Source organism: Pararhizobium sp. P1_E7 (genome assembly GCF_056405855.1).
Map to the genome: position 1 here is coordinate 1 of NZ_JBFUBH010000027.1, position 23240 is coordinate 23240.

Sequence of the window (23240 nt, forward strand, 5' to 3'; positions counted from 1 at the left end):
CCCTTGTAGGCTGCTCCTACGATATGAATGTAAAGCTTCCCGGTGAAGAATAGCGCCTTCGTTGGCGAAAGACACACAATGCGCATTCTTCTCATTCTTGGCTCCCTCATCGTTGGAACGATTGCCGGCATTTACGTGTTCGGGTTGATCTGGCGAACCACTGCTCCGGAAGGTGCAGTGGCGATGGTCATTGGAGGGGGCACACCAGTTGTCCTCGGAGCTTTGGCATTTCTTGGCACAAAGGCGGCTGACGGTCGGCGGCCAAGCTTCCGCGATGTACGGACATGGCTTGCCCTTCTGGGGATAGCGGCGGCGGCCGGGCTCTTCGTGATCTTGATCGTCGCTCTTTTTCTGGTGGTTCAGCGTGGATAGCATCACTTGGCCCTGTCGGCCCGAGCTATTTTGGCGAACTTGTAGAGTTTCTAGGGTAGCGTAGACCTTTTGACGCGCCGCGGGTCTTCAGGGGCAGGCAGCAGAAGACAGTATCGTCATCTGACTACACTGACACGTGTACAGTCCTCTGATTTCCACTACTCTACGGTGGATAAGGTGCGGGCGGACCAGATCAGAATTTGCTGCACATTTTCGGATCTCACGCGAGCCGATCGTGGCGCTTTCGTCGAACACCTCTCCAATCCGGCCACCGGCGGGCGTCCGGCCCTTCACGTCAACTGGATCGCGAAACGTCAGGAAACTCCGGGCGGCTCAAGGCGATTCAACGCGACAGAATGGCGGTCAGGTATAGGAGGAGAGGGTCCATTCCTCGATCCAGGCGCAAGAGCTCTACTAACCGCGACGTATCTGCGTCCTCTCCGCGATGCCGAGCGCGCTCTGTCTGCCGGACGTGGGTCTCGGCTARCTCAAATTCTGCAAAACACGCACGAGATAACCGATGATGGCATACCTTTTGATAAAGCAGCGCATAAACATCGACAGGAGCGGCGATGGCCGTTGCTCATGTTCGCTAAGCTGTCTGATCGGCCAGCTGAACGAGGGCCCGGCGCACCGCGCCGAGCCTACTCGCTGGCTGGATTCAGTTCACGCCCGCGTCAGGTTTCACGCGCCAGTTCGGGCGGCCGAGCCCGAAGGGCCATGCAATGACGTCGCGATCGTTGAAATAGACCACTTCCTTGAGATCCGGAAACTGCGGATCCGCGGCGGTGACGGTTTGTATCCATGGCTGCATGTAGGCGGCGTCGCCTTCATACCCCAATTCGGCAACCCAGATCGGTTTTTTGAACGGTGCCACTCGATCGTAACCCGGCTTCAATGCTTCCGTGAACGTCTTGGGCGCACCATAGACCTTCATGTCATACCCCTGCAGGCCAAAGACCGAGAGACCGACGAGATCGACGTAGTTATCGCCGGGATAGTATTTCTCCAGACCCTCCAACCCTTTTGGAGACCACATTATCTGCACCGTGGGGACGTCCTTGCGAAACGCGTCGGCAACCTTCTTGTAGGCCGTGATATAGTCCTGCGCGGGCCAGTTGGACCACGAGAAGCGGCCGGACGTGTCTTCCATTTCCTGACCCCAGCGGATGATCACCGGGCTCTTCAAGGTTTTCACCACATCGACAATTGCCCTGACGTTGGCGTCGTAGTCCCCGGCCAGCACCTTGCGGCGCAATTCGTCGGAGCTGAGCCGCCAACCTTCGTTCCAGGACCACGGCTCGATGGAGATCAGCAATTTGCGATTGCGCTGCATGGCGTAATTGTCGGCCACGGTCAGCGTCGTCAGATCGACGTCTTCCCAGGGTAGGAAGAGCGCTTCGGTAGCGACACCGGTTTGGGCTCCAAAGTCCCCATAGGGGTCATAGGCGCCGAACTTGGTCGCGTTTTCATGGAGGATCGGCCGCTTGTCGGTCGCGGTTGTATTCGTGCCGGCATCCTGCGCATAGGCGGGCCATGGGGCTGCGCCGGGGAGGATGGGTATGAGGACGGGCATCAGCAGAAGTGCGCCTCCCGCCACTGTTCGTACAAGTCTGTGTTTCATTTCAGCCTCCTTGGCTGGCCGAAACAGTCAAGCTCTTCTTGAGCCTGGCTATGTTCGGTGAGACCGTGTCTTCCGTTACGAGCTTTGCATATTCATCTTCAGGCTTAGGTCTGTAGGTCTTGAAGATGTACCAGTCTCCATCGGGTTCGCGCCGTTGATAGATTGTGCCGCGGTCGCGAACATGCTGAAAACAGGTATTGGCTGGCGCGCTGCCTTCCTGAGTGACCCATACGGCCACCAGACAGAGACGTCCTTCGTTGTCGAGTTTCCATCTGCCCTCGGCAAATGTCGCTTTACCCGGCTTGTCGGAAAAAGCGATGAGGCGCCGGCCCTTGCCGATGAAGCGGGCGCCGCCGGCAGACCACTTCCAGGTTTTGTCGCTATAGATCTGGCGCAATTCGTGGGCAGTGACCGGAACGGTGTTCTTTGGCAGTATGGTCGATCGGGCATGCGCCGGCGTCAGCAGTGTCCCGACCAGCATGGCGCCGACCGAAAGCGCTATAGCGCCGGCACTTGCGATTTTAATCATGGTCAAGTTCCTCCCTGCCACCTGCGGCGCCTGGTTTGACAAGGCTGGGATCACGGAGGCTGCGAATACCGTTGCGTACCTCAACGCTGGGCGGGATATAGCTGACACGGCGCTTGAGCCTGATGACGCTGTTTTCCGGCGCGCGCTTGGCAGGATGGCCGACACGCTCAACCGTGAATCCGTATCTGTTGACCAGCGTATCGACGTCGTAAACGCCACGCAGATCGAGAAGCACGCGCCGCTTCATCGTCGTAGCCAGCCGCTTGAAGTCGAGATTTTGAAGGCACTGCCAGTCCGTCATCAGGACAATAGCGTCGGCGCCCTCCGCGCATTCATAAGGGTTGCTGGAAAAGGTCACATCGCGCATCAGCACATGAGCATTCTTCATCCCACGGGGATCGAATGCATGCACATTTGCGCCTGCGGCTTGCAGCGCGTTGATGAGCGTCAGCGACGGGGCGTCGCGCATGTCGTCTGTCCCGGCCTTGAATGTCAGGCCGAGCACTGCGATCTTCTTGGACTGCAGAGTTTCGCCCAACAGTGCTCTTAGCCGGCTTCCAAGGGCACGCTTGCGGGACGTATTGGAGGCGATTGTTTCTTCGACAAGGCGCAAGGAAACGCCGCACTCCTGTGCCGTGCGCAGAAGCGCCGTCGTGTCTTTCGGAAAACAGGAGCCGCCATAGCCGGGGCCAGCCTTCAGGAACGCTGCGCCGATGCGGTTGTCCATACCCATTCCGGTCGCAATTTCATCGATATTCGCGCCGACTTTCTCGCAAAGATCGGCCATTTCGTTGATGAAGGTGATCTTTGTGGCAAGGAAGGCGTTGGCGGCATATTTGATAAGCTCGGCGCTGCGGCGCCGCGTCGCAATCATCGGCACGCCGGCGTCAACGAGCGGGCGATAGAGCGCGAGAAGCTGACCCCGTGCCCGGTCGCTATCGCAGCCGATGACGACACGGTCCGGCTTGTTGAAATCGGCGATTGCCGACCCTTCGCGCAGAAACTCGGGATTTGACGCAACCTCGAAGTCTGCGTCGGGCCGAACGGAGCGCATCAGCGCCTCAAGTCTTTCGCTGGTACCGACCGGGACGGTTGATTTGGTCACGATCAACGCCGGTCCGCTCAGGGCCAAAGCAATCTGTTGGCCCGCCTTGAAAACATATGAGAGATCGGCATCGCCGTCATGGCTGCTTGCCGGGGTCCCGACAGCGATGAAAACGACGTCGATGCCACGAACTGCGCTCTTGAGATCGGTCGAGAACTGAAGCCGTCCCGCCTGCCGATTGGATTCCACGAGATTGGTAAGACCGGGCTCGAAAATCGCAACCTCACCGCGGTTGAGCGCGTCGATCCGGGTCTTGTCTATATCAACGCAAATGACCTGATGTCCCCAGGCGGAGAAGCATGCTCCGCTCACGAGGCCGACATAACCTGTTCCAAGGATTGCAATTTTCATCTGGTTGTTCCCTCTATCGTCTTATAATTTCGTTATGAAATCCCATGCCATTTAATCTTGAACCGAGTAACCTTGACCTGCGAACCTCCCTGGCCCGCACCTGCGACGGCGAAGTGTGTTTCGGTGAATGTGATGACGTTTTGTCCGTAGGCGACCGCTTCCAGGCCGTGGATGCCGCGCGAATAGATCGCGTCGCCGGTCACCGCCAGGCACATCAGCAAGGTTGCTGCCGCGGCCAGACCTTTCCTCGATGTCGAGGCTAACGAAAGGCCATTTTCTCGGCCATGGCCGATGATGATGACTGCGAGCACGGCGGAATAGACCATCGAATTGACGATCGCGAAGATGTAGTAGCCCTTGGCGGAGCCTGGATTGGAAGCAAGCAAAGCGGCTGCCGACGAAGAAACAGACATGACAATATAGGGAGCGAGCACGCGCAACGGTGGGAAAGCGGCGATCTTGCCGTCCTTCGGCGTGATCCGGAAATCCACGAAGGAGCCTGTGATCTGGTCGCGCACTGCAAGCAAGGAGCCGGCCAGCGACCATGGCCAGCGCGCGAGCAGAAACACCGCCGATTCCCAGCCGAGAACCTTGGCGTCATGGGGCCTGAACGTTCCGGTCGAGCGCCAATAGAAAGCCAGCCCGATCAGCACGAACGACAGAGGCAGGATATGTGCGAGGAAATCGGGATACGTCACATCGACGAAATTGCGGCCCGTTGCCAGCGCTACGATCGGCAGCAGGAACATAGCCGCCATGAACAGCGAAAACAGCGGATACCAGAGCTGCGAGAACAGGAACTGGAACTGGAGCTTGCCTGAAAGGCTTGGCACGTAGTCCTTCGAATAACGAAGCAGGATCGTGACAAGGCTTCGCGACCACTGGAATTCCTGGATGGCAAGATCGGCAAAGGTTCGCGGCCCTTCGCCATGCGCAATCGCATCGATGGCGTGTACGCCCTTCCAGCCGCCGGCGTTCATCAGCAGCGTGGTCGAATGGTCCTCCGCCAGTTCGGGGCCGAGACCACCGATTTGTTTCAACGCTGCCGTTCGCACGGCATAATGCGAGCCGATGCACAGCGGAGCCCAACCATTATTATAACCAATCTGCAGGCAGCCATGGAGGCTGGCTTCCGCCTGAAGCCGCCCGCGTGCCGCCCAGCTGTGCACGGCGTTGGAATCGCAGATACTCGGAGCCGATACGTATCCTACGGCGGAATCCGCGAATGGCCGCATGATTTCCCGCAGATAGGTCCTGTCCGGCACATGGTCCGCGTCGAACTGGGCAACGAAATCATACCGGGCATATCCGTAGTGGTCGTAAAAGTAGGCAAGATTGCCTTCCTTGCAGCGTGTGCGCCGCGGCCAGGTCTTGCGATGATAGGCCTCTACACCCTGCCGGGTCGAAATGAAGATACCGCGGCGGGCGCACCATGTGATCGTCGCAGCATCCGGCGCCTCATCCGCCAGCCAGACGTCGTAGTCATAGCCAACCTGTTCGAGCATGGCGTTGAGAGTTTTCCGGACGACGTCGAACGGCTCCGAAGGTGCTTTGGTAACAACCAGGGCAATGCGTCCCGGGACGCATTGCCTAAGAATATGCCGTGGTTTCCGGCTGCCGGCGAACAGGTAGATAAAGTAGGCCGGAAGCAGGGTTATCCAGGCCATGATCAGGCTGAGCGCGACAAAAGAAACGTGCGAAATGAGGTGTTCGGGCTTGAACCACCATTGCCAGAACCAGACCAGCCCTCCGAGCCAGGCGGTAACGCCGGCGAAATATGCAGCGCGCCGTTCTCCTTCAAAGAGAGGCAACAGCAACTCGAGCGGCTTGCGTCTTTCGGCGCGCCGCCGTGCGCGGTTTGCTTCAACCGGGGGCTGCTCACGCCAGAATGTCATCGACCACCTCCAGTCCGAAAGTCGGAGCAGCCGTGCGAATGATCGTTTCGATATCCGAAAAGCGGGGGGCGAAATGCAGTTCAGACTGGGCAACCCTGAGATCGGAATAAAGCACCGGCGGATCGCCTTCCCGTCGTGCTTCGCGGCGAACCGGCACGCGCTGATCTGTCAGTCGTTCGATCGCATCGATAATCTGTTGGACGGACGTGCCCTGGCCGGAGCCCAGATTTGCCACCATGTTGTTGCCACCGGCGATCATATGCTGAACCGCCGATACATGCGCCTGAGCGAGATCTGTGACATGGACGTAGTCCCGGATGCACGTACCGTCCGGTGTATCGTAGTCGTCGCCGAAGACGGTCAGTTCAGGGATTTTGCCTGCGGCGGCCATAAGGGCGCGGGGAATGAGATGGGTTTCCGGGGCATGCCTTTCTTGAAGCTCGCCGTCGATGTCGGCGCCTGCGGCATTGAAGTAGCGCAGGGCGACATAGCGGAGATTGTATGCTGAGGCGTAGTCCATCAGCATCATTTCGCCGACCAGCTTCGTGCGCCCATAGGGATTGATGGGGATCTGCGGACTACCCTCTGCAATGGGTAGCTTGGCCGGAATTCCATAGGTGGCGCAGCTGCTGGAAAAAACGATATTTCGCAGCCTGATTTCCACGCATGTGTCGAGCAGCGACATCATGCCGGTAACATTGTTATTGTAGTATTTGCGCGGCTCAACAGTGGATTCACCCACATAGGCCGATGCGGCGAAATGAATGACGCAGACGGGTTGCCAGAGTTTGATCGCATGTTTCAGCTGGTCGCGGTCGCGTACATCGCCTCGAACCAACGGCCCCCATTTTGCATTCTCCTTGTGACCGGTCGAGAGGTTGTCATAGGCCACGGGCGTGAAGCCTGATTGATGCAGAAGCTTGCACGTATGACTACCGATATAGCCAACTCCGCCGGTAACCAGAACAGTGTCCATCTTGGCACCTTTCAGTTGCTCGCTGCGATGTGTTGCAGAGCGCGGTCGAAATAAGCGATGGCGGAGAGAAGGCCGTCTTCGATATCGACATGCGGGCGCCAGCCAAGCTGCGCAGTCGCTCGGCTGATATCGGGCCGGCGTTGCTGGGGATCGTCAACGGCGGGAAGGAGATGGATGATCGGGGATTTCGAATTGGTAAGGCGAATGATGCGCTCGGCCAGATCGATCACGGTCAGCTCGGTCGGATTGCCGAGATTGATCGGTCCGGTTACGTCGGGTGAGGTATGCAGAAATTTCACGAACCCGCTGATCAGATCATCGACATAGCAGAACGAGCGCGTTTGCAGCCCGGATCCATAAATCGTGATTGGTTCGTTGCGCAGTGCCTGGACGATGAAATTCGAAATGACGCGCCCGTCATCGGGACGCATGCGCGGCCCGTAGGTGTTGAAAATCCGGGCGACCTTGATCTTGATATTGTAAAGGCGGTGGTAGTCGAAAAACTGGGTTTCCGCACAGCGCTTTCCCTCATCGTAGCAGGCGCGAGGTCCTACCGTGCTGACATTGCCGAAATAGTCTTCGCGCTGTGGCGATATCAGTGGGTCGCCATAGACCTCCGAGGTCGATGCCTGGACGATGACTGCATCGCGACGGCGGGCAAGCTCCAACATGTTGCGCGCGCCGACGACATTGGTGAAGAGGGTGCCGATTGGATCAGCCTGGTAGGCTGGCGGCGAAGCCGGACTTGCAAAATTGAAGATTGCGTCAACCTTGACGTTGAGCGGCGTGCGCACGTCATGGCGCCGGAAGGTAAAGTTCGGCAGATCAAGCAGGTGCTTGATGTTCTCAATGCGTCCCGTCGAAAGATCGTCAACGCAGATGACGTCGTAACTTATCGCCAGGAGGGCTTCACACAGGTGGGAACCTAAAAAGCCGGCGCCGCCCGTTACAAGTATTTTCTTAACTAGTTTACTTTTAATACTAGGAAAGTGGAGAATATTTTCGGTAGTAATCTTTTTTTGAATGCCCGTACGCGCCATGTCTTAATCTCCCGCATGGACTACACAAAACCAAATGCCGAATGCAGAACCCCCTAAAATTTTATTGGGTACAAAAACGCCAGCTCGCCAATACTCCGGAAAGAGCACGAGATTGGGCAGATTCTGTCCTGTGGGCGGTTGAAAGTGCCAGATCGAAGGCTCGATCCGGACAAGTAAAAAATGGTTACCTATACATTAATTTCATTATGCCTCTGATCGTCACGGGAGTCAAAGAGGATTTAGATATCGCTTAAACGGTAAAAAACTACACGTTTTCAGTGTCAAATTGAGACGCCGCGAAAGACCCTCTTAGCGACATATACTTACAGAGGAATAATAATACTGTACGTACAACGGGCGCGCGCCGCATTCGGACAAGTAACGGCTGGGCCATAGGGGCGATCATTTACGAGATTGCTAATGAAATGGGTTGCAAATATAAGCTTACTCTGGCTATAGGGGGTTGTGTTGTGCCAAATCTGCGCATCTGACCGGATTGGCTACAAATGGTCGGAATTTCTTCACTATGTCCGTGGTCGCCTAATTGAAGAATTTCTAATAAAGCTCTCGTTAAGGATGCAATGAGATACTGGCATCCGAGACAGAAATTCGTCATTGGTGAGGCGGGGAATGAACTCGAAAAGCGTTGAGACAAAAGAGCGTCTTGTGTCTGCAAGGATGCAACTTCGCAGACTTTCATGCGTGGCCGCTATCGGCCTGGCGTCATTGCTGGCGGCTTGCTCCTCTGAGCGGCCACTCGAGTTGGCCTCCGCCGCACCGTATCACGCCCCCATGAAGGGTGCGGTTCAGAGCGTAGCTGCAATGAAGGCTTACCAGACGGGCACAAAGGTTGCCTCCGCGGACACCACCCGATACGTGGTGGGCCTGAGGACGGATACCCGCATGGTCGCATACGGCCGCGGGCCGTACATCTGTTCACCGAGCGGCTTTGGCCAGACATCGCGCTGCGTACTCCGCTGAAGTGTTCAACTGACGTTTCAGGGGAAACCCTCCTTTTGCACAAACAACCGTGCCGGCAAATCCGTGGCATGCGCGCCGCCGCATACATATATGACTGCGCATACTTGCCGCCTGGGCGCGCCTTGCCCTATCTCAAGAGATGTTTTTTCGCATTGGCGCTTGCGATTGTGCTAGCCGCCACCGGCGGAGAAGCGTCCGAAGTGGAATTGCCGTCGGTCGATACGGCGGCAAAGACGGGTTCCATCGGTGCCGGCGGGTCCACTGCCAGCGCTGCGAATCCGGTGACCCTGGGCGTCTATGATCCCCACTCCCTGGTAAAAGGCAGCGACGATTTCCAGATTGAGCATGTTTTCGTCGCCTGGCAGGCGCCGGACGAGCGTGCACTGGATCGCAAGATCAAGAGCGCCGTTCGCGACAATCGCGCCCTCATGATCTCCGTCGAGCCTTTTACCCACGCCGCTGACTGGCGGGAAGGCGGCGATCGCCTTTTCCAGGACATCCAGGACGGGCGCTTCGATTCCGAGATCGAGTGGATTTGCAACAAGGTTCGCGACATCCGCAAGCCGGTGTACATGCGCTGGGGTCATGAGATGGAGGACGTCGACGGCCGTTATCCTTKGGCGCGCAATGATCCGGAAGGTTATCGCAAAGCCTTCGTATATTTTGTATCCCGCTGCCGGACGATCCTGCCGGAGGCCCGCTACGTATGGTCGCCGAAGGGGCATAAGAACCTTGCAGCCTATTACCCGGGCGACGAATTCGTTGATATCGTCGGCATTCCCATCTGGGGCCTCGAAAAGATGGACATTGACTATTGGCGCCGCCCCAGACGCTTCAGTGAAACCGTCGAAGAGAAATACGAACGCGTGGCGGAGTTCCGCAAGCCGGTGATGATCGCGGAACTCGGCGTTTCCGGGAGCCGGACCTACAAGCAGGGTTGGTACGCGGAGATTTTCAACTCGCCGGAATATAAAACACAGTTTCCGCTGCTGCAGGCGATCCTGTTCTTCAACGATAAGGAACCTTACCGCTGGCCCATGGGATATGGTTCGCCGGATTGGCGTTTTGACCCCAAAACTCTCGCAGTGCTGGTACAGCGCTAGCGCAATTTACGCGACTAATTCGATGAGATGGCTGCGGGCGGTGTCAGCCGGTAAATGAGCATGGCGTCGTCATCGACGACACGCTCGGCGGTCCTGTCGAGATGCGCAATCAGACCCCGGTTGTATTCGACAAGTTTGCGCCCCTTCGAGTCGCGGGCGTTTTTGGCGATGCCGAACCACGCCGCGTTTCTTTCCCGCAGGCTCTCCAGTGTGCTGATCGCCTCGCCGTCGTCGAGAAGCACCGACCAGTCGTTCATCCCGCCGCCAGGCGGAAAAACCCAACCACGGCGCCTGCTGTAATAGACGGCGATCGGATCACCGATCGTGGCAGAGACTGCAACGACAAGATCCCCCGGCTTGCTCACGGAACTCAGACGCACACCGAGTTCATGACCGGACTGGGCATAAGGGGTCTTCATCAACTCCAGCCCGGGGAGGGTTCCGCCAAAAATCACGACACCCGCAATGGCCGCCAGCCGCAGCCAGCGCGATCGCGAACCAGCATGGAGGTCACCGCCGATGGCGCTCAACAGAAAGAGCCCCCGGCCGGCCAATGCCGCAACCGGCACGCTGAAGATATGGAAGTTCCATGGATTGGTTTTGATCTCACGTGCAGCGAAGAAATAGACTAGGGCCGCACCGGCGAGCCAGGCATGGAAAAACCAGGACGTTTTGCCGCGTGCCGGATCGGTCGTGGCCGGCGGTGCGACCAGCAAGGCTATGCCGGCGAGCATGATGACCGGCAAGGTATAAAGCCAATTGCTGACGATCTTCCATGCGGCAGGGACATAAAAAGCCTGGTCGAGGAATTTGGACAGCCCGTCGTCCCATAGATAGCCGCTGCCGGCGACATGATAAGGCGGATAATTCGTCCCCACATAGAGCGCCCATCGGTAGTAGCCAAGGATCAGAACGCCGGCAATCAGCGCGACGGGTACGATCGGCAGGATGCGGCGCAGATTCAGCCCACCTCTCATCTGGAGGATGGAAAATGTCGCATAGGTCATTGGAATGACCACGGCGATGCCAGGCAGCTTGGCGAGTACGCCCAGCGTCGTCAGCAAGCCGGAGATCACCAGAAGACCGGGGCGGTCTTCCTGTAGATAGGCGACATACAGCCAGGCGCCGGTGGTGACCAGAGAAAGCATCGCGGGATCAGGCAGAAACGACTGGTCAATGAAAACCGCGCCCGGCATGATGGCAAGCAGAAAGGCGCCGGCGTGCGCATGGCCTGCGTCCCACACGCGATTGAGCAAGCGATGCAGCGCAAAGACGCCCCAAACTCCGAAAACAGCGGCCACCATGCGCCCCAGCCAGTCGTGCCATCCAAACACGGTGTAAAGCAGCGCGGTAATATAGGAGATTATCTGCAGTTCGCGGCCCTGATAGGCGGGGTCCGGCCCGGTCCAGCTKACCTCCGGAAAAAAAATGTTCCAGCTGCGCGCAAAGAAGTTATCCGCCATCATGGCCGTGCTTGCCTCACGCCAGCTGAAGGCATCCACCAGGGGTTGCTGTACGTCATGAAGCCGAAACAGGGCAGCCAGCACCAATATCGCAGCCAGGACTGCAAAATCGCGTTGTCCGATACGGAACGCCGTCATCATGTCCTCCCCCTTAAATCATGACGAGGACTACGGTACAGATGCGGTAACGCCGATCAATATAAAACCGATAGCAGAGCCGAAATCTGGTTCAGTGAGGCTGACCGCGACGCGGGGTATGGTGCACTCGGAAATAGAATGTACCCCGGCTACAGGTTCTGTCAAAGCTGGTTAGATGCGCGACGTCGCCAGCCAGTTAGAAATGCGACACTCAGCATCTCCGCTGGCGCTGACGGCAGCCCCCGATCCGACCGGCTGGGCCGGGTTGCGAGGGAGGAGCGGGGGCGGGTGAAGGACACCCCTTCGGCTTTAGCTTTGAGACTATGAGTGCCAGCGGTTCATTCCGCTGCCTCCATGCGCGCCAGCGCCTGCTGCCTTTTGGCAATGACCTCAGGCGATCGAAAGCATGTCGTCTAGGCGCTTGTTCTCGACGACCTCCGAGCGATGGACCGACCGCAAGGTGTCGAAGGTTCTGTAGGGCAGAACGAAGCTCTCGTGCATGATCTCGAGGCGACCGTCCGGATAGTCGCAAACGACAACCTTCTTTCCCGCCAGCGTCTTGGCCTGCTCCGTCGGATCGAGAATGAACAAGACCTTGTCGTAGCGTAGCGTCAGGGACTGCGACAGCGTGCGGACTTCCTTCCGGCACATGGCGCCATCGAGATTCTCATGTGCGGCGAGGGGGCGGTGCATGTCCTTCGGATTGCGCGGCGGCTTGCCGAACCGGGCATTGAAGTCCGCCATGAACGCCGGCGCATAGGCGTTGGCTGCGTCGATCGTGTCGATGCCGCGCAGCCGCAGTTCCTTGACCAGACGATCCTGCAGCGTCTGGTTGGCCCGTTCCACGCGTCCCTTGGCCTGCGGGGTATTGGCGCAGATGATGTCGATGTTGAGTTCATAAAGAGCCCGGCCGAACTGCGTCAGACCGCTTGTCCGGTCTTTCTCCGAGGCATGGGTCGAACGAAAGACACCGTGCTTGTCGCTGTAAAATGCCAGAGGTTTGCCCCATTGCTGCAGATAGGCCTTCGTCGCATGGAGGTAATCGAAGGTGTTCTCCGATCCGGCGAACCGCAGATGCAATAGTTTGCCGGTGGCGTCATCGATGTAGACCAGCAGTGCGCATTTGGGACCGCGGCTCTCGAACCACCAGTGATGCGATCCATCGATCTGAACCAGTTCACCGAAACAATCGCGCCGGCCGCGCGGCTGGAAGACACGCTGCTTGCGCTCGCGTCGCGATATCCAGATGCSGGCCTCGGTCATCCATTGGCGCAGCGTCTCCTTGGCTACCGAGATGTGATGCAGTTCAATCAGCTTCTCGCGAGCCAGCGTCGGGCCAAAATCCAGATAGCGTTCGCGGATCAGATCCAGCGCCGCATTGCGAAAATCTTCGCTGTGGCGCCGATTGCTTGGCCGCGATCTCTTCTTCGAAACCAGACCGGCCGCACCGGCCCGGTCATAAGCTTGCAGAAGCCTGTGCACCTGGCTTCGACTGAGGTCGAGCAGCTCCGCTGCCTGGACAACGCTTAGGCGTCGATCATTGATCTTTTGAATGACTTCGAGGCGATGCAATTCTTTCTGCGACATGGTGATCAAACAGGACATCACGACTCCAAACGCTCATGGTCTCCACCAGGCTGAGGGTCGTCATCCTTGCTCCCAACGTTGACGTTGACCAGCGCATCGAGAGGCGAGAGTGTCGCATCTCTAACTGGCCCAACTGTCGCATTACTAAATAGCCCCTACAGGCTCAAGTCACGTAATCTATCTTATGGAACCAATCCGACGCCATGGATGCAACTGACACAGGCACGCCCATCTGCTGATAGATCACATCCATCGTGAGGAATTCAGAACCACACCCGCTCATTCGACTATAAAAAGACGGTTCACGGCTACCGGCGCCGCTCTCATTGTAGCGGATCACGACACTTGCGCCTTATGCAGCGAGGGTACCGGTCAGTGCCGTTCGAAGACAAAAGCTCCGAACGGCGAATGCATGCTGCGGTTAGCGGCGGAACCCGCCACCGCCGTGGAAGCCTCCGCCCCCATGGAAACCGCCGCCGCCAAAGTGGCCTCCGCCATGGAAGCCACCACCTCCGAAGCCGCCGCCACGCTGGAAATCACCGCCATCAAATCCGCCCGGAGACGGACGGCGGATCATGTCCTGCTGGAAGGACCGCTGGTTGCCGATCTGGCGGCCGGCACGGTCGAGGCCAAGATTGTCGGGCGCCATCGGCCGGGTGCGGTTTGTGTACCGCTGGACCGGGTTGGCGGCATCGTGGTTCTCGCCGATTTTCTGCACGGCGTCCGGATGCTTGGCCGCAAAATTCTCGCCGTGCTGCTTCAGATCGTCGGTTAACGGCTTCTGCACCGGATCCCAGCCGTCGGGCGTATGTTTTTGCCATTGGCCGTTGTCGCGGCGATAGACGTTACCATCACGGCCGGCATAGATGTCTCCACCCTTGCCGCCTGCGACAAAGCCATGATTGCCGTCGGAGTTGCGCCAGTGAACGTTGCCGCCCGCCGCGTTCGTACCGCCGGCAATATGAGCGAAGTCCGATCCGTGCTTGACGTTGGCCGAGCCCCAGGAACCGTAGACATTGTGGCCGCCCCGCGCCATCACGCCGTTTCCGGTGCGCGGATTGTAGGCGGCGATGAAGTCGCGCTCTCCGGCCGGACCTGAAATAGCGCCGCCGCGAATGTAGGTGCCGGTGCGTGGATTATAGGCCGCTCCGCCGGCGATGCCGCGATAGGGTCCATAGGCATAACCATAGCGGCCGAAGGTTCCAAAAGCCGGATTGTAGAAGGCGCCGACCCCGTAGCTGACGGGACGCGGATAGTAAGGCAGGTAACCGCCGCCCGCCCAGCCGTAATCCCAGTAGTCGTCATAGGCCCAGCCTGTGCCGTAGACAAAGGTGTCCCAGGCCAGATAGGCGCCAAGATAGCCCATGGTATAGCCGTACCAGACGGCATCCGGCTCAGACTTGTAAACACGCACATAGGTGACGTTGTAGACCGGCGAGGACGGCGGAATCTTGTAGATCTCATCCGGAACCGCCTTGGCGACGGTGAACGGACCCGTTGGGCTTGAGCCCTCGAACCAGACACCGTCCTTCAGGACGAAATACTGGTCGCCGACCTTGATGACCTGCTCGTTGGTATTGACCGCATAGGAGAGCGAGGTGCCGTCGATCGGCTGGAACTTCGGCTCGCCGCTATAGGAGACATCGACCTTCACCGAGCCGTCGGTGGAGACACGGGCCGTCTGCGGAATGCTGGCCTTCAGCCGCGCCTCGGCATTTTCCGAGGTGCCCGGTACCGATGCGCGCACTGCGTAGTAAGGCGCGTCGTCGGGAATGTTCTGGAAATCGGCCGGCAGCGCCGGCGTTGCAAATGTCCACGGACCATCCAGCGATGCGGCGGAGAACCAGCGGCCAGACAGAAGGACGTACCATTGCTTGCCCTTTTCGTCATAGAACACGTCGCTGGCGGAATTCGACGCCCATTCCAGTGCGGTACCCTTGACGGCTTCCAGCTTCGGTTCGCCTTCGAACTGGATCAGTTCGGCCGGCTTTTCCGAGTAAATCACCTTCGGCAGCGTGTAACCGTCCACCGTTGCCAGCGGAATGGCCGTCCGGGCAGCCTTCCAGCTGTCATCGTCAGGCAGTTTCGTCAGCGCGTCGGGAAGCGCAGTCGCGACCTGCCAGTCACCGGCAAGATCCTTGGATGTCAGCCAGGTCTTGTCGTCACGCAGATAATAACTCTTGTCGGCATCGGCCTGAAACAGGTCCCAGTTGGTGTTGACGGCAAAGGACAGACCCGTGACGCCCTTGACCGGAGCAAGAACGGGCTTGCCGTCCATCTGGAGAAGAATAGCCGGCGTCTGGCTGAGGAAGATCGGCGGCGGATCGGATTTCAGCCCCTGCACATCGTCCATGCGCTGATAATCGGCAAGGCTGGCGGTCAGCCGCTCCTCGGGATAGGTCAGATTGCCTGTCGGCATCAGCTTGCCGACTTCCAGCGACAGATCGGAAATTTGGCTCCGGTCGAGCGCCGAGAAATTGATCTCCGTGGCTTTGATATTGCTGAGGATGACCGTGTTGGCCTCGGCGTCGGAAGCGGTGTCCGCACTGACGCCGATGACGCCGAAGATCGGCTTTGCATCCTTAGCCGGCTTATATTCCGTGGCGATCAACGCCGAGAGCGTGGTGAAGTTTTGCCAGTCCGTCACCTGCGGCTGGTAAAGCGTGATCTCGGCACCGCTGTCGGTTGTGTAGACACGCGGCCAGCCCGGGCGGTCCGTCGTCGCGTCGGCCTTGTTCAGATACTTGCCGTTGACGAAGCCCTGTTTGCCATCGACGGAAATCGCACACCATGCGCCGCTGTCGTCACATTCGCCGAGATCAATGGCCGTCCCTTCGACCAGCTGGCCCTGGCTGTCAAATCCGGTGCCCGGACCTGAGCGGAAATTCACATTCGCAGTCGTGACCGCCGGTTCTGCCAGGGCAGAGCCGGCCGTCAATGCGGCGGTCATCAACACAAAACCAAATCTGACCATTGCTCTCATCCCTGTCATGGTGGCCTGCTGCCGGTTCTTCGGACGCGAGGTTCAGCTAATCCCACTTTGTTTTCAAAGTCTTTCAGGCTGGATAGTCCGATGTCAAGTAGCGGCACTTTGTTTGGCCGGCGGATACATATCTGTGCGTTTACTGGCGGCGTTGCGGCGGCGCCCGCCTCTGAGATGGGAGCCAAAACGGCAAACGGAGAACACGTCAGAAATCCCAGTCGTCGTCTTCGGTCGCAACGGCCTTGCCGATGACATAGGACGAGCCGGAACCGGAGAAGAAGTCGTGGTTCTCGTCGGCATTCGGCGACAGTGCCGAAAGGATTGCCGGGTTGACCTTGCAGGCCTCAGCCGGAAACAGAGCCTCGTAGCCGAGGTTCATCAGCGCCTTGTTGGCGTTGTAGTGCAGGAATTTCTTGACGTCCTCGGTCAGGCCGACTCCGTCATAGAGCGCTTCGGTATATTTGGCCTCGTTGTCATAAAGCTCGAAGAGAAGCTCGTAAGCGAAATCCTTGATCTCCTGCCGTCCCTCGACACTCAACCGCTCGAGCCCCTTCTGGAACTTGTAGCCGATATAGTAGCCGTGCACGGCCTCGTCGCGGATGATGAGCCGGATCATGTCGGCGGTGTTCGTCAGCTTCGCCCGGCTCGACCAGAACATCGGCAGGTAGAAACCGGAATAGAACAGGAAGCTTTCAAGAAAGACGCTGGCGACCTTGCGCTTCAACGGATCGGGATTGCGATACTGCTCAAGGATCAGCGCCGACTTCCTTTGCAGATGCTCGTTTTCCTCCGACCAGCGATAGGCATCGTCGACATCCGGCGTCGAGCAGAGCGTCGAAAAGATCGACGAGTAGGAGCGGGCATGCACCGCCTCCATGAAGGAGATGTTGGAATAGACAGCTTCCTCATGCGGCGTGATCGCATCCTCCATCAGTTTTGGCGCTCCGATGCTGGTCTGAATGGTGTCGAGCAGCGTCAGCCCGGTGAAGACGCGGATCGTCAGGTGCTGCTCTTCCGGCCGCAAAGTCGCCCAGGACGGAATGTCGTTGGAGAGTGGCACTTTTTCGGGCAGCCAGAAGTTTCCGGTCAAACGGTTCCAGACTTCGAGATCCTTGTCGTCCTCGATCCGGTTCCAGTTGATGGCGCGGACGCGCGACGCGGGCTTGATGGCGATGTTCATGGGTTTTAGTCCTTGATTCATATGCATGCGCAAAATGGAATTGCCCCTCACCCTACAACGTGCACGACACGCAGCCCTGCACCTCGGTGCCGGACAAGGCCATCTGCCGGAGGCGGATGTAGTAGATCGTCTTGATGCCCTTCTTCCAGGCATGGATCTGCGCCTTGTTGATATCGCGCGTGGTTGCGGTATCGCGGAAGAACAGGGTCAGCGACAGGCCCTGATCGACATGCTGCGTTGCCGCCGCATAAGTGTCGATGATCTTCTCGGGGCCGATCTCGTAGGCGTCCTGATAGTAGTCGAGATTGTCGTTGCTCAGATAAGGTGCCRGATAGTAGACGCGGCCGATCTTGCCTTCCTTGCGGATTTCGATCTTCGAGACGATCGGATGGATCGAGGAGGTCGAGTGGTTGATGTAGGAGATCGAGCCCGTCGGCGGCACCGCCTGAAGGTTCTGGTTGTAGAGGCCGGTCGTCATGACGTCCTTCTTCAGGGTCAGCCAGTCTGCCTGCGTCGGGATGTGGATGCCTGCGGTCGCGAACAGTTCCGCCACGCGTTCGGTGGCCGGGCCCCATTCCTGTTCGATGTATTTGTCAAAATACTCGCCCGAGGCGTATTTCGAGTTCTCGAAGCCCTTGAAGCTCGCCCCGCGTTCAACGGCGATCCGGTTCGAGGCGCGGATGGCATGGTAGGTCACCGTGTAGAAATAGATATTGGTGAAATCGACGCCTTCTTCCGAGCCGTAAAAAATGCGCTCGCGGGCAAGATAGCCGTGCAGGTTCATCTGGCCGAGACCGATGGCATGGCTGGCGTCATTGCCTTTCTCGATCGATGGCACCGATGAAATATGGCTCATGTCCGACACGGCGGTTAGTGCCCGGATCGACGTTTCGATCGTCTTGCCGAAATCGGAGGAGTCCATCGCCGCGGCGATGTTCAGCGAGCCGAGATTGCAGGAAATATCCTTGCCCACGTGCCTGTAGGAAAGATCGTCATTATACGCGCTCGCCTCGCTCACCTGCAGGATTTCCGAGCAGAGGTTGCTCATGGTGATGCGCCCGGCAATCGGGTTTGCCCGGTTCACCGTGTCCTCGAACATGATGTAGGGGTAACCGCTCTCGAACTGGATTTCAGCGAGCACCTGGAAGAATTCTCGCGCCTTGATCTTCCTCTTGGAAATGCGGGCATCGTCCGCCATCTCGCGGTATTTTTCGGTCACCGAGATCTCGGTGAACGGCACACCGTAGACGCGCTCCACATCGTAAGGCGAAAACAGGTACATATCCTCGTTGTTCTTCGCCAGTTCGAAGGTGATGTCGGGCACGACGACGCCGAGCGACAGCGTCTTGATGCGGATCTTCTCGTCGGCGTTTTCGCGCTTGGTATCGAGGAAGCGCATGATGTCAGGGTGATGGGCGTTGAGATAGACGGCTCCCGCCCCCTGCCGCGCACCGAGCTGGTTGGCATAGGAGAAACTGTCTTCCAAAAGTTTCATCACCGGAATGATCCCGGACGACTGGTTTTCGATCTGCTTGATCGGCGCGCCGGCCTCGCGGATGTTGGTCAGCGACAGCGCGACGCCGCCGCCACGCTTCGACAGTTGCAGCGCCGAGTTGATGCCCCGCGCGATCGATTCCATATTGTCCTCGATCCGAAGCAGGAAGCAGGACACGAGTTCGCCGCGCTGTTTCTTGCCGGCATTGAGGAAGGTCGGCGTCGCCGGCTGGAAGCGGCCGGAAATGATCTCGTCGACCATGTCGCGGGCAAGCGTTTCATTGCCCTGCGCCAGGGTCAACGCCACCATGCAAATGCGGTCTTCGTAGCGCTCCAGGTAGCGCTTTCCGTCGAAGGTCTTCAGCGTATAGCTGGTGTAATACTTGAACGCGCCAAGGAAGGTGGGGAAACGGAATTTCTTCGCATAGGCATGATCGAACAGGTCGCGCACGAAGTTGAACGAATACTGGTCGAGAACCTCCCGCTCGTAATAGCCCTCGGTCACCAGGTAATCGAGCTTTTCCCTCAGATTATGGAAGAACACGGTATTCTGGTTGACGTGCTGGAGGAAATACTGCTTGGCGGCCAGCCGGTCCTTGTCCAGCTGGATCTTCCCCTCGTCGTCGTAGAGGTTCAGCATCGCGTTGAGCGCATGATAGTCAATTGCGGTTTCCGTCGCCTTCAAGGGGCGCTCACCGGCGGAATGAGAAAAAGCGTCGAGCGGTTTTCCGCCCCGCGTCAAGGTCTCTGAGACGTCCAAAATCGTTCCAATCCATTGATGACATTGGCGACGTCCTCGTCCGTACCCAGAAGCTCGAACCTGTAGAGGTACGGCACCCGGCATTTATCCGAGATGACATTGCCCGCGAGACCGAACGTCGCGCCGAAATTGCTGTTGCCGGCGGCGATCACGCCCCGGATGAGGGATCGGTTGTCCGCATCGTTGAGAAAGCGGATCACCTGCTTGGGAACCGCGCCCTTGCCGTCCTCGCCGCAATAGGTCGGAAGGACGAGGACGAAAGGCTCGCGCACTTCGGGCGTTTCCGCGCCACTGCTGACGGGAATGCGCGCCGATCTCAGACCGAGCTTGGCGACGAAGCGATGGGTATTTTCCGACAGGCTGGAATAGTAGACGATCAGGCCCATCGCTTGTCCATCCCTGCTCAGGCCGCGCTCAGGAAAGTCCGCTGATCTTGTCCGGCCGGAAGCCGGCCCAATGGTCCGGCCCGGCAACCACCACCGGAACCTGCTGATAACCAAGCCCCACGACCGTCGCGAAGGCATCCTCGTCCTTGGAAATGTCGATGACCTGGTAATCGATGCCTTCGCGATCGAGCGCACGATAGGTTGCGGTGCACTGGACGCAGGAAGGCTTGCTGTAGACGGTGATGTTCATGACGTTCCTCGTGATCTGTAGTGTTACCGGCGCACGAAAGGGTTCCGAGCCGCTGCGCGCGGATCCGGCCGTGTGGTTTTTCATTACAAGCTGACGGACAGGCCAAGGCGTGTCGCGATCTTTCAGATTCGCTTCTCGCGCTTTAGCTCTTCGATTTCACGCATGTCGTTATCGCAAAACCGCTGCACATTTTTGCGCGACATGCTTTAGGCACGTGCCGCCGGTCGCGATTGGCATCGCGGCCCGCAGGTCTGCAAATTCGATTGTCTGACATGCCTTCGCTCCGAAGCCTTTTTGGCGGGTATCGGAGGAACGCAACACAAAGCGGAATCATTCCGCCGCACATCACGCGACCTTCCGGGCACCCCGCCCGTGGACGTTTTGTTCGAGGCAGGTCTCCTGGCTTGCGGGTCGTGGCGCCTGTTTTCGTCTTCCCGAAGACTGACGCTTCAGTGACTTAAAATGAAACAGGCGCTCGCCGCTTACAGTTGCGGGGGCAGCTTCGGCTTTGTCCGGCCAGAATGGCTGGACGCACCGTATTCCCTCTTAGCCTCCACACCTTGCGATTCGGAGGCACCTTGAACACCAGATATAGTATACGAGTCGTTTTTCCRGTCAATACCTAGCGGGCGGAAACCCGCCAGGCAGAATGCCGTTTTTTCGGTATCATGGTTAACCATTCGTCAACGCCGCAAACGAAGCGGCACCAGCCTTTCGGTCAGGATGTTCGATCCGCTCATTGCAGGGCCTCCCTGAAGGCCACCGTCTCTGCCGGCGGCAGCGACACGCGGCTGTCCGGGGCATCGGCGCCAAACAGCGCATTGTGGAGATGGCTGAGCCCGATTGCGGCTGCGCCAACAATCGCCGCGCGGGGTCCGAGCTGGCTCACCTCGATATCGACGGGATAGGGAAAGCAGGCAGGCAGGAATTTCCGAATGCGCTCGATCAGTTCCGGGCGCAGGCCGATCGAGCCACCCATGATGACCTTTTCCGGATTGGCGATCGCCGCAATCGCGCTGATGCCGCGCGCCAGATATTTCGCCGTCTCGTCCAGCGTCGTTGAGGCGTGCACGTCGCCGCTTGCCGCCCGATCGAAGATCACCGGCACGGTTGCCGTCTCGCCGGATGCCGCCGCATAGCGCTCCATGATGCCGATCGAGGCGGTGACCCGCTCGAAGGCGCCGGAGCGCAGCGATTCCGGATCGAAGGGGTCGGCGCCAAAGGGCAGGAAGCCCAGTTCGCCGGCAGCATTCATCGCGCCCCGCACCAGTTGGCCGCCGACCATCAACCCGCCACCGATGCCGGTGCCGACGGCGATATAGGCAAGATTGTCGATGCCCTGCCCCTGGCCGAGCCAGTTTTCGCCAAGCACCGCCAGGTTGACGTCGTTTTCCAGGATTACATCGATGCCGAGCGCCTTCTCGAAGGCGGCCGCCACGTTCATCGTGTCGAAATCGGCGATGTTGGGCGCCAGCAGGATGCGGCCGGTTTTTGCATCCGGCGCTCCGGGCGCGCCGATGACGGCCATGCGGATGCGTTCGCTCGGAATGTTCAGATGGCCTACCGCCTGCGCGCAGAGACCGGCGATCTGGTCGACGACGAACTGGCCGCCGCGCTGGTCGGTCGCCACGACCTCTTCGGCAAAGACCTGACAGGCGAGATCGGCGATGGCGAGCCGGATCTTCGTTCCGCCAAGATCGACCGCAGCAATATAGGCCGCATCCGGCACCAGTTCATAGGTAACGGCGGTGCGCCCGACATGGCCGCTGGTGCGCCCGGTCTCGCGAACCCAGTCGTCCAGCTCCAGCTGGCGAACGATTTCCGAGATGGTCTGTTTGGAGAGGCCCGTCTGCTTGGCAATCGAGGCGCGGGAGATCGGCCCGTTCTGGATGATCGCCTCCATCACGGCTCTTTGGGAAAACTTCCGGGAGATGCGCAGGGTTTCGCTCACAGTCGCCTCTATTAATTCGTTCTATCACCGAACTATTTAGTCAATTGCAAAATGAGTCAACCGGAAAGCGAGGTCGCATCCGGTTCGAGCGATTTCCCCCGTGCCTGAAGCACCGGCCGGACGCCGACGACCACCGGCTTTTCCGTGAGAACGCGCACCGAAATGGAAATGAAAAAACGGCCGCCTCGCCAGCGGCACGCAGGCCCCGGCGTTGGGAGTTCCCTGCAGCTACAGGCGTCCGAATGGCGTCAGGCGATGACGGGATAACCCTGCCGCTGCGCCTGCCTCTCCAGCTCGGCCAGCGGTTCATAGTCGGCATCGGAAAGAACCGCAAAATCCTTCAGGCAAAGCACATCGCGCGCGGCAGAGAGTGACGGTTCGGCGACGGCCTGCTTTAGGGCTTGCCGCAACAGCCTTACCTCCACATCCGAGGCATCCGCCCGGGTGATGAACGGCAATCCCGGTCCCTTGATCGTCTCGAAAAGGATGCGGACGCCGGCAAGGCTCTCAGGATCGAAGCGTAGCACGTTGCCATAGGTGACGCAGTCGATCGCCGCCACATCCGCTTTGCCGGCTGTGATCGCTGCAATGCTGTTGCGATGACCGCCCGTTTCGATCACCGAGGAAAAGAACCGGCCATCGCGCGACAGCGGCGCGATGGCCGCGCGAAACAGGTTGACGCCGGAATTACTGTCGGGCTGATTGATCGCCGCCCGCGTGCCCCGCAGGTCTTCAAGAGATTGGGCGGCGCTATCCCTTGCCACGACAATGAAGCTGCGCATCGACGGCCCCTCGCAGCCGGGATGCCCATAGACCGGCGTTGCCACGAGCCGCACCTTGCCGCRCAGGTGCTTGACGTAGGGAAAGCCACAGGTCTGGGCGAGCAGCAGATCGGGCTGCGTCCAGGCCTCATGATAGCGCACGGAATCATCCAGCCTAGCCGGAACCTCGTCGAGCCCTGACCGCTCCAGCGCTTCGCTAAGGAACCCCCACAGTGTGGCCGTCGCCTCCGCAAGCGGCGGCGGGCTGGCATACATGGCAAGGCTGGCGAGGCGCATTCAGACACTTTCAC

Annotated in this window: 16 protein-coding genes, 1 pseudogene and 1 riboswitch; of the genes and pseudogenes, 1 reads left to right on the top strand and 16 read right to left on the bottom strand. The window is 58.8% G+C overall.

The features are described 5' to 3' along the window. From AC1D17_RS19985 to AC1D17_RS20015, 7 genes are all read right to left on the bottom strand, one after another. Positions 1-375: hypothetical protein (locus AC1D17_RS19985; protein ID WP_477567070.1), on the bottom strand; the 375-nt coding region annotated here is incomplete at its 3' end. Positions 376-1033: 658 nt separating this feature from the next. After that, a complete protein-coding gene (locus AC1D17_RS19990; protein WP_477567071.1) occupies positions 1034-1996 on the bottom strand; it encodes a glycoside hydrolase family 26 protein in 963 nt (320 codons plus the stop codon). 1 nt (position 1997) lies between these two features. Further along, on the bottom strand, positions 1998-2525 hold the full coding sequence (locus tag AC1D17_RS19995; protein ID WP_477567072.1) for a DUF995 domain-containing protein: 528 nt from the start codon (positions 2523-2525) through the stop codon (positions 1998-2000). Further along, positions 2518-3981 carry a UDP-glucose dehydrogenase family protein gene (locus tag AC1D17_RS20000; protein ID WP_477567073.1) on the bottom strand — a complete coding sequence of 488 codons (1464 nt, stop codon included), beginning with the start codon at positions 3979-3981 and terminating at the stop codon, positions 2518-2520. The genes AC1D17_RS19995 and AC1D17_RS20000 overlap by 8 nt, the downstream gene beginning before the upstream one ends. 32 nt (positions 3982-4013) lie before the next feature. After that, positions 4014-5876, bottom strand: a complete 1863-nt coding sequence (locus AC1D17_RS20005; protein WP_477567074.1) for a glycosyltransferase family 2 protein — start codon at positions 5874-5876, stop codon at positions 4014-4016. Then, on the bottom strand, positions 5860-6852 hold the full coding sequence (gene galE / locus AC1D17_RS20010) for a UDP-glucose 4-epimerase GalE (RefSeq protein WP_477567075.1): 993 nt from the start codon (positions 6850-6852) through the stop codon (positions 5860-5862). Before galE ends, AC1D17_RS20005 begins: the two co-directional genes overlap by 17 nt. A gap of 11 nt (positions 6853-6863) precedes the next feature. Further along, the gene (locus AC1D17_RS20015; RefSeq protein WP_477567076.1) at positions 6864-7892 is read right to left on the bottom strand and encodes a UDP-glucuronic acid decarboxylase family protein; all 1029 of its coding nucleotides are present in this window, start codon (positions 7890-7892) and stop codon (positions 6864-6866) included. 1133 nt (positions 7893-9025) lie between these two features. Here AC1D17_RS20015 and AC1D17_RS20020 point away from each other — a divergent pair. Beyond that, positions 9026-9976 (top strand): glycoside hydrolase family 26 protein, encoded by a 951-nt coding sequence (locus AC1D17_RS20020; RefSeq protein ID WP_477567077.1) that lies wholly within the window; start codon positions 9026-9028, stop codon positions 9974-9976. A 14-nt stretch (positions 9977-9990) separates the two neighbouring features. Here the strand turns inward: AC1D17_RS20020 and AC1D17_RS20025 are convergent, their stop codons facing one another. The 9 genes and pseudogenes from AC1D17_RS20025 to AC1D17_RS20065 form a co-directional block, all read right to left on the bottom strand. Beyond that, complete coding sequence (locus AC1D17_RS20025) at positions 9991-11577, bottom strand: ArnT family glycosyltransferase (protein WP_477567078.1); 1587 nt, start codon at positions 11575-11577, stop codon at positions 9991-9993. Between the two features lie 396 nt (positions 11578-11973). Then, a pseudogene (locus AC1D17_RS20030) lies at positions 11974-13182 on the bottom strand (ISNCY family transposase); the annotation flags it as partial. A gap of 403 nt (positions 13183-13585) precedes the next feature. Further along, the gene (locus AC1D17_RS20035; RefSeq protein ID WP_477567079.1) at positions 13586-16138 is read right to left on the bottom strand and encodes an SH3 domain-containing protein; all 2553 of its coding nucleotides are present in this window, start codon (positions 16136-16138) and stop codon (positions 13586-13588) included. A gap of 214 nt (positions 16139-16352) precedes the next feature. Further along, complete coding sequence (nrdF, locus tag AC1D17_RS20040; RefSeq protein WP_477567080.1) at positions 16353-17348, bottom strand: class 1b ribonucleoside-diphosphate reductase subunit beta; 996 nt, start codon at positions 17346-17348, stop codon at positions 16353-16355. A 31-nt stretch (positions 17349-17379) separates the two neighbouring features. Beyond that, a complete protein-coding gene (nrdE, locus tag AC1D17_RS20045; protein WP_477567114.1) occupies positions 17380-19563 on the bottom strand; it encodes a class 1b ribonucleoside-diphosphate reductase subunit alpha in 2184 nt (727 codons plus the stop codon). Continuing rightward, positions 19560-19967 carry a class Ib ribonucleoside-diphosphate reductase assembly flavoprotein NrdI gene (gene nrdI, locus AC1D17_RS20050; protein ID WP_477567081.1) on the bottom strand — a complete coding sequence of 136 codons (408 nt, stop codon included), beginning with the start codon at positions 19965-19967 and terminating at the stop codon, positions 19560-19562. Before nrdI ends, nrdE begins: the two co-directional genes overlap by 4 nt. Before the next feature lie 28 nt (positions 19968-19995). Further along, positions 19996-20217 carry a glutaredoxin-like protein NrdH gene (nrdH, locus tag AC1D17_RS20055; protein WP_477567082.1) on the bottom strand — a complete coding sequence of 74 codons (222 nt, stop codon included), beginning with the start codon at positions 20215-20217 and terminating at the stop codon, positions 19996-19998. A 372-nt stretch (positions 20218-20589) separates the two neighbouring features. Next, positions 20590-20813, bottom strand: a riboswitch (cobalamin riboswitch). Positions 20814-20953: 140 nt separating this feature from the next. Beyond that, a complete protein-coding gene (locus AC1D17_RS20060) occupies positions 20954-22168 on the bottom strand; it encodes an ROK family transcriptional regulator (RefSeq protein ID WP_477567083.1) in 1215 nt (404 codons plus the stop codon). Between the two features lie 248 nt (positions 22169-22416). Next, positions 22417-23226 (bottom strand): phosphate/phosphite/phosphonate ABC transporter substrate-binding protein, encoded by an 810-nt coding sequence (locus tag AC1D17_RS20065; protein ID WP_477567084.1) that lies wholly within the window; start codon positions 23224-23226, stop codon positions 22417-22419. Positions 23227-23240: the final 14 nt, after the last annotated feature.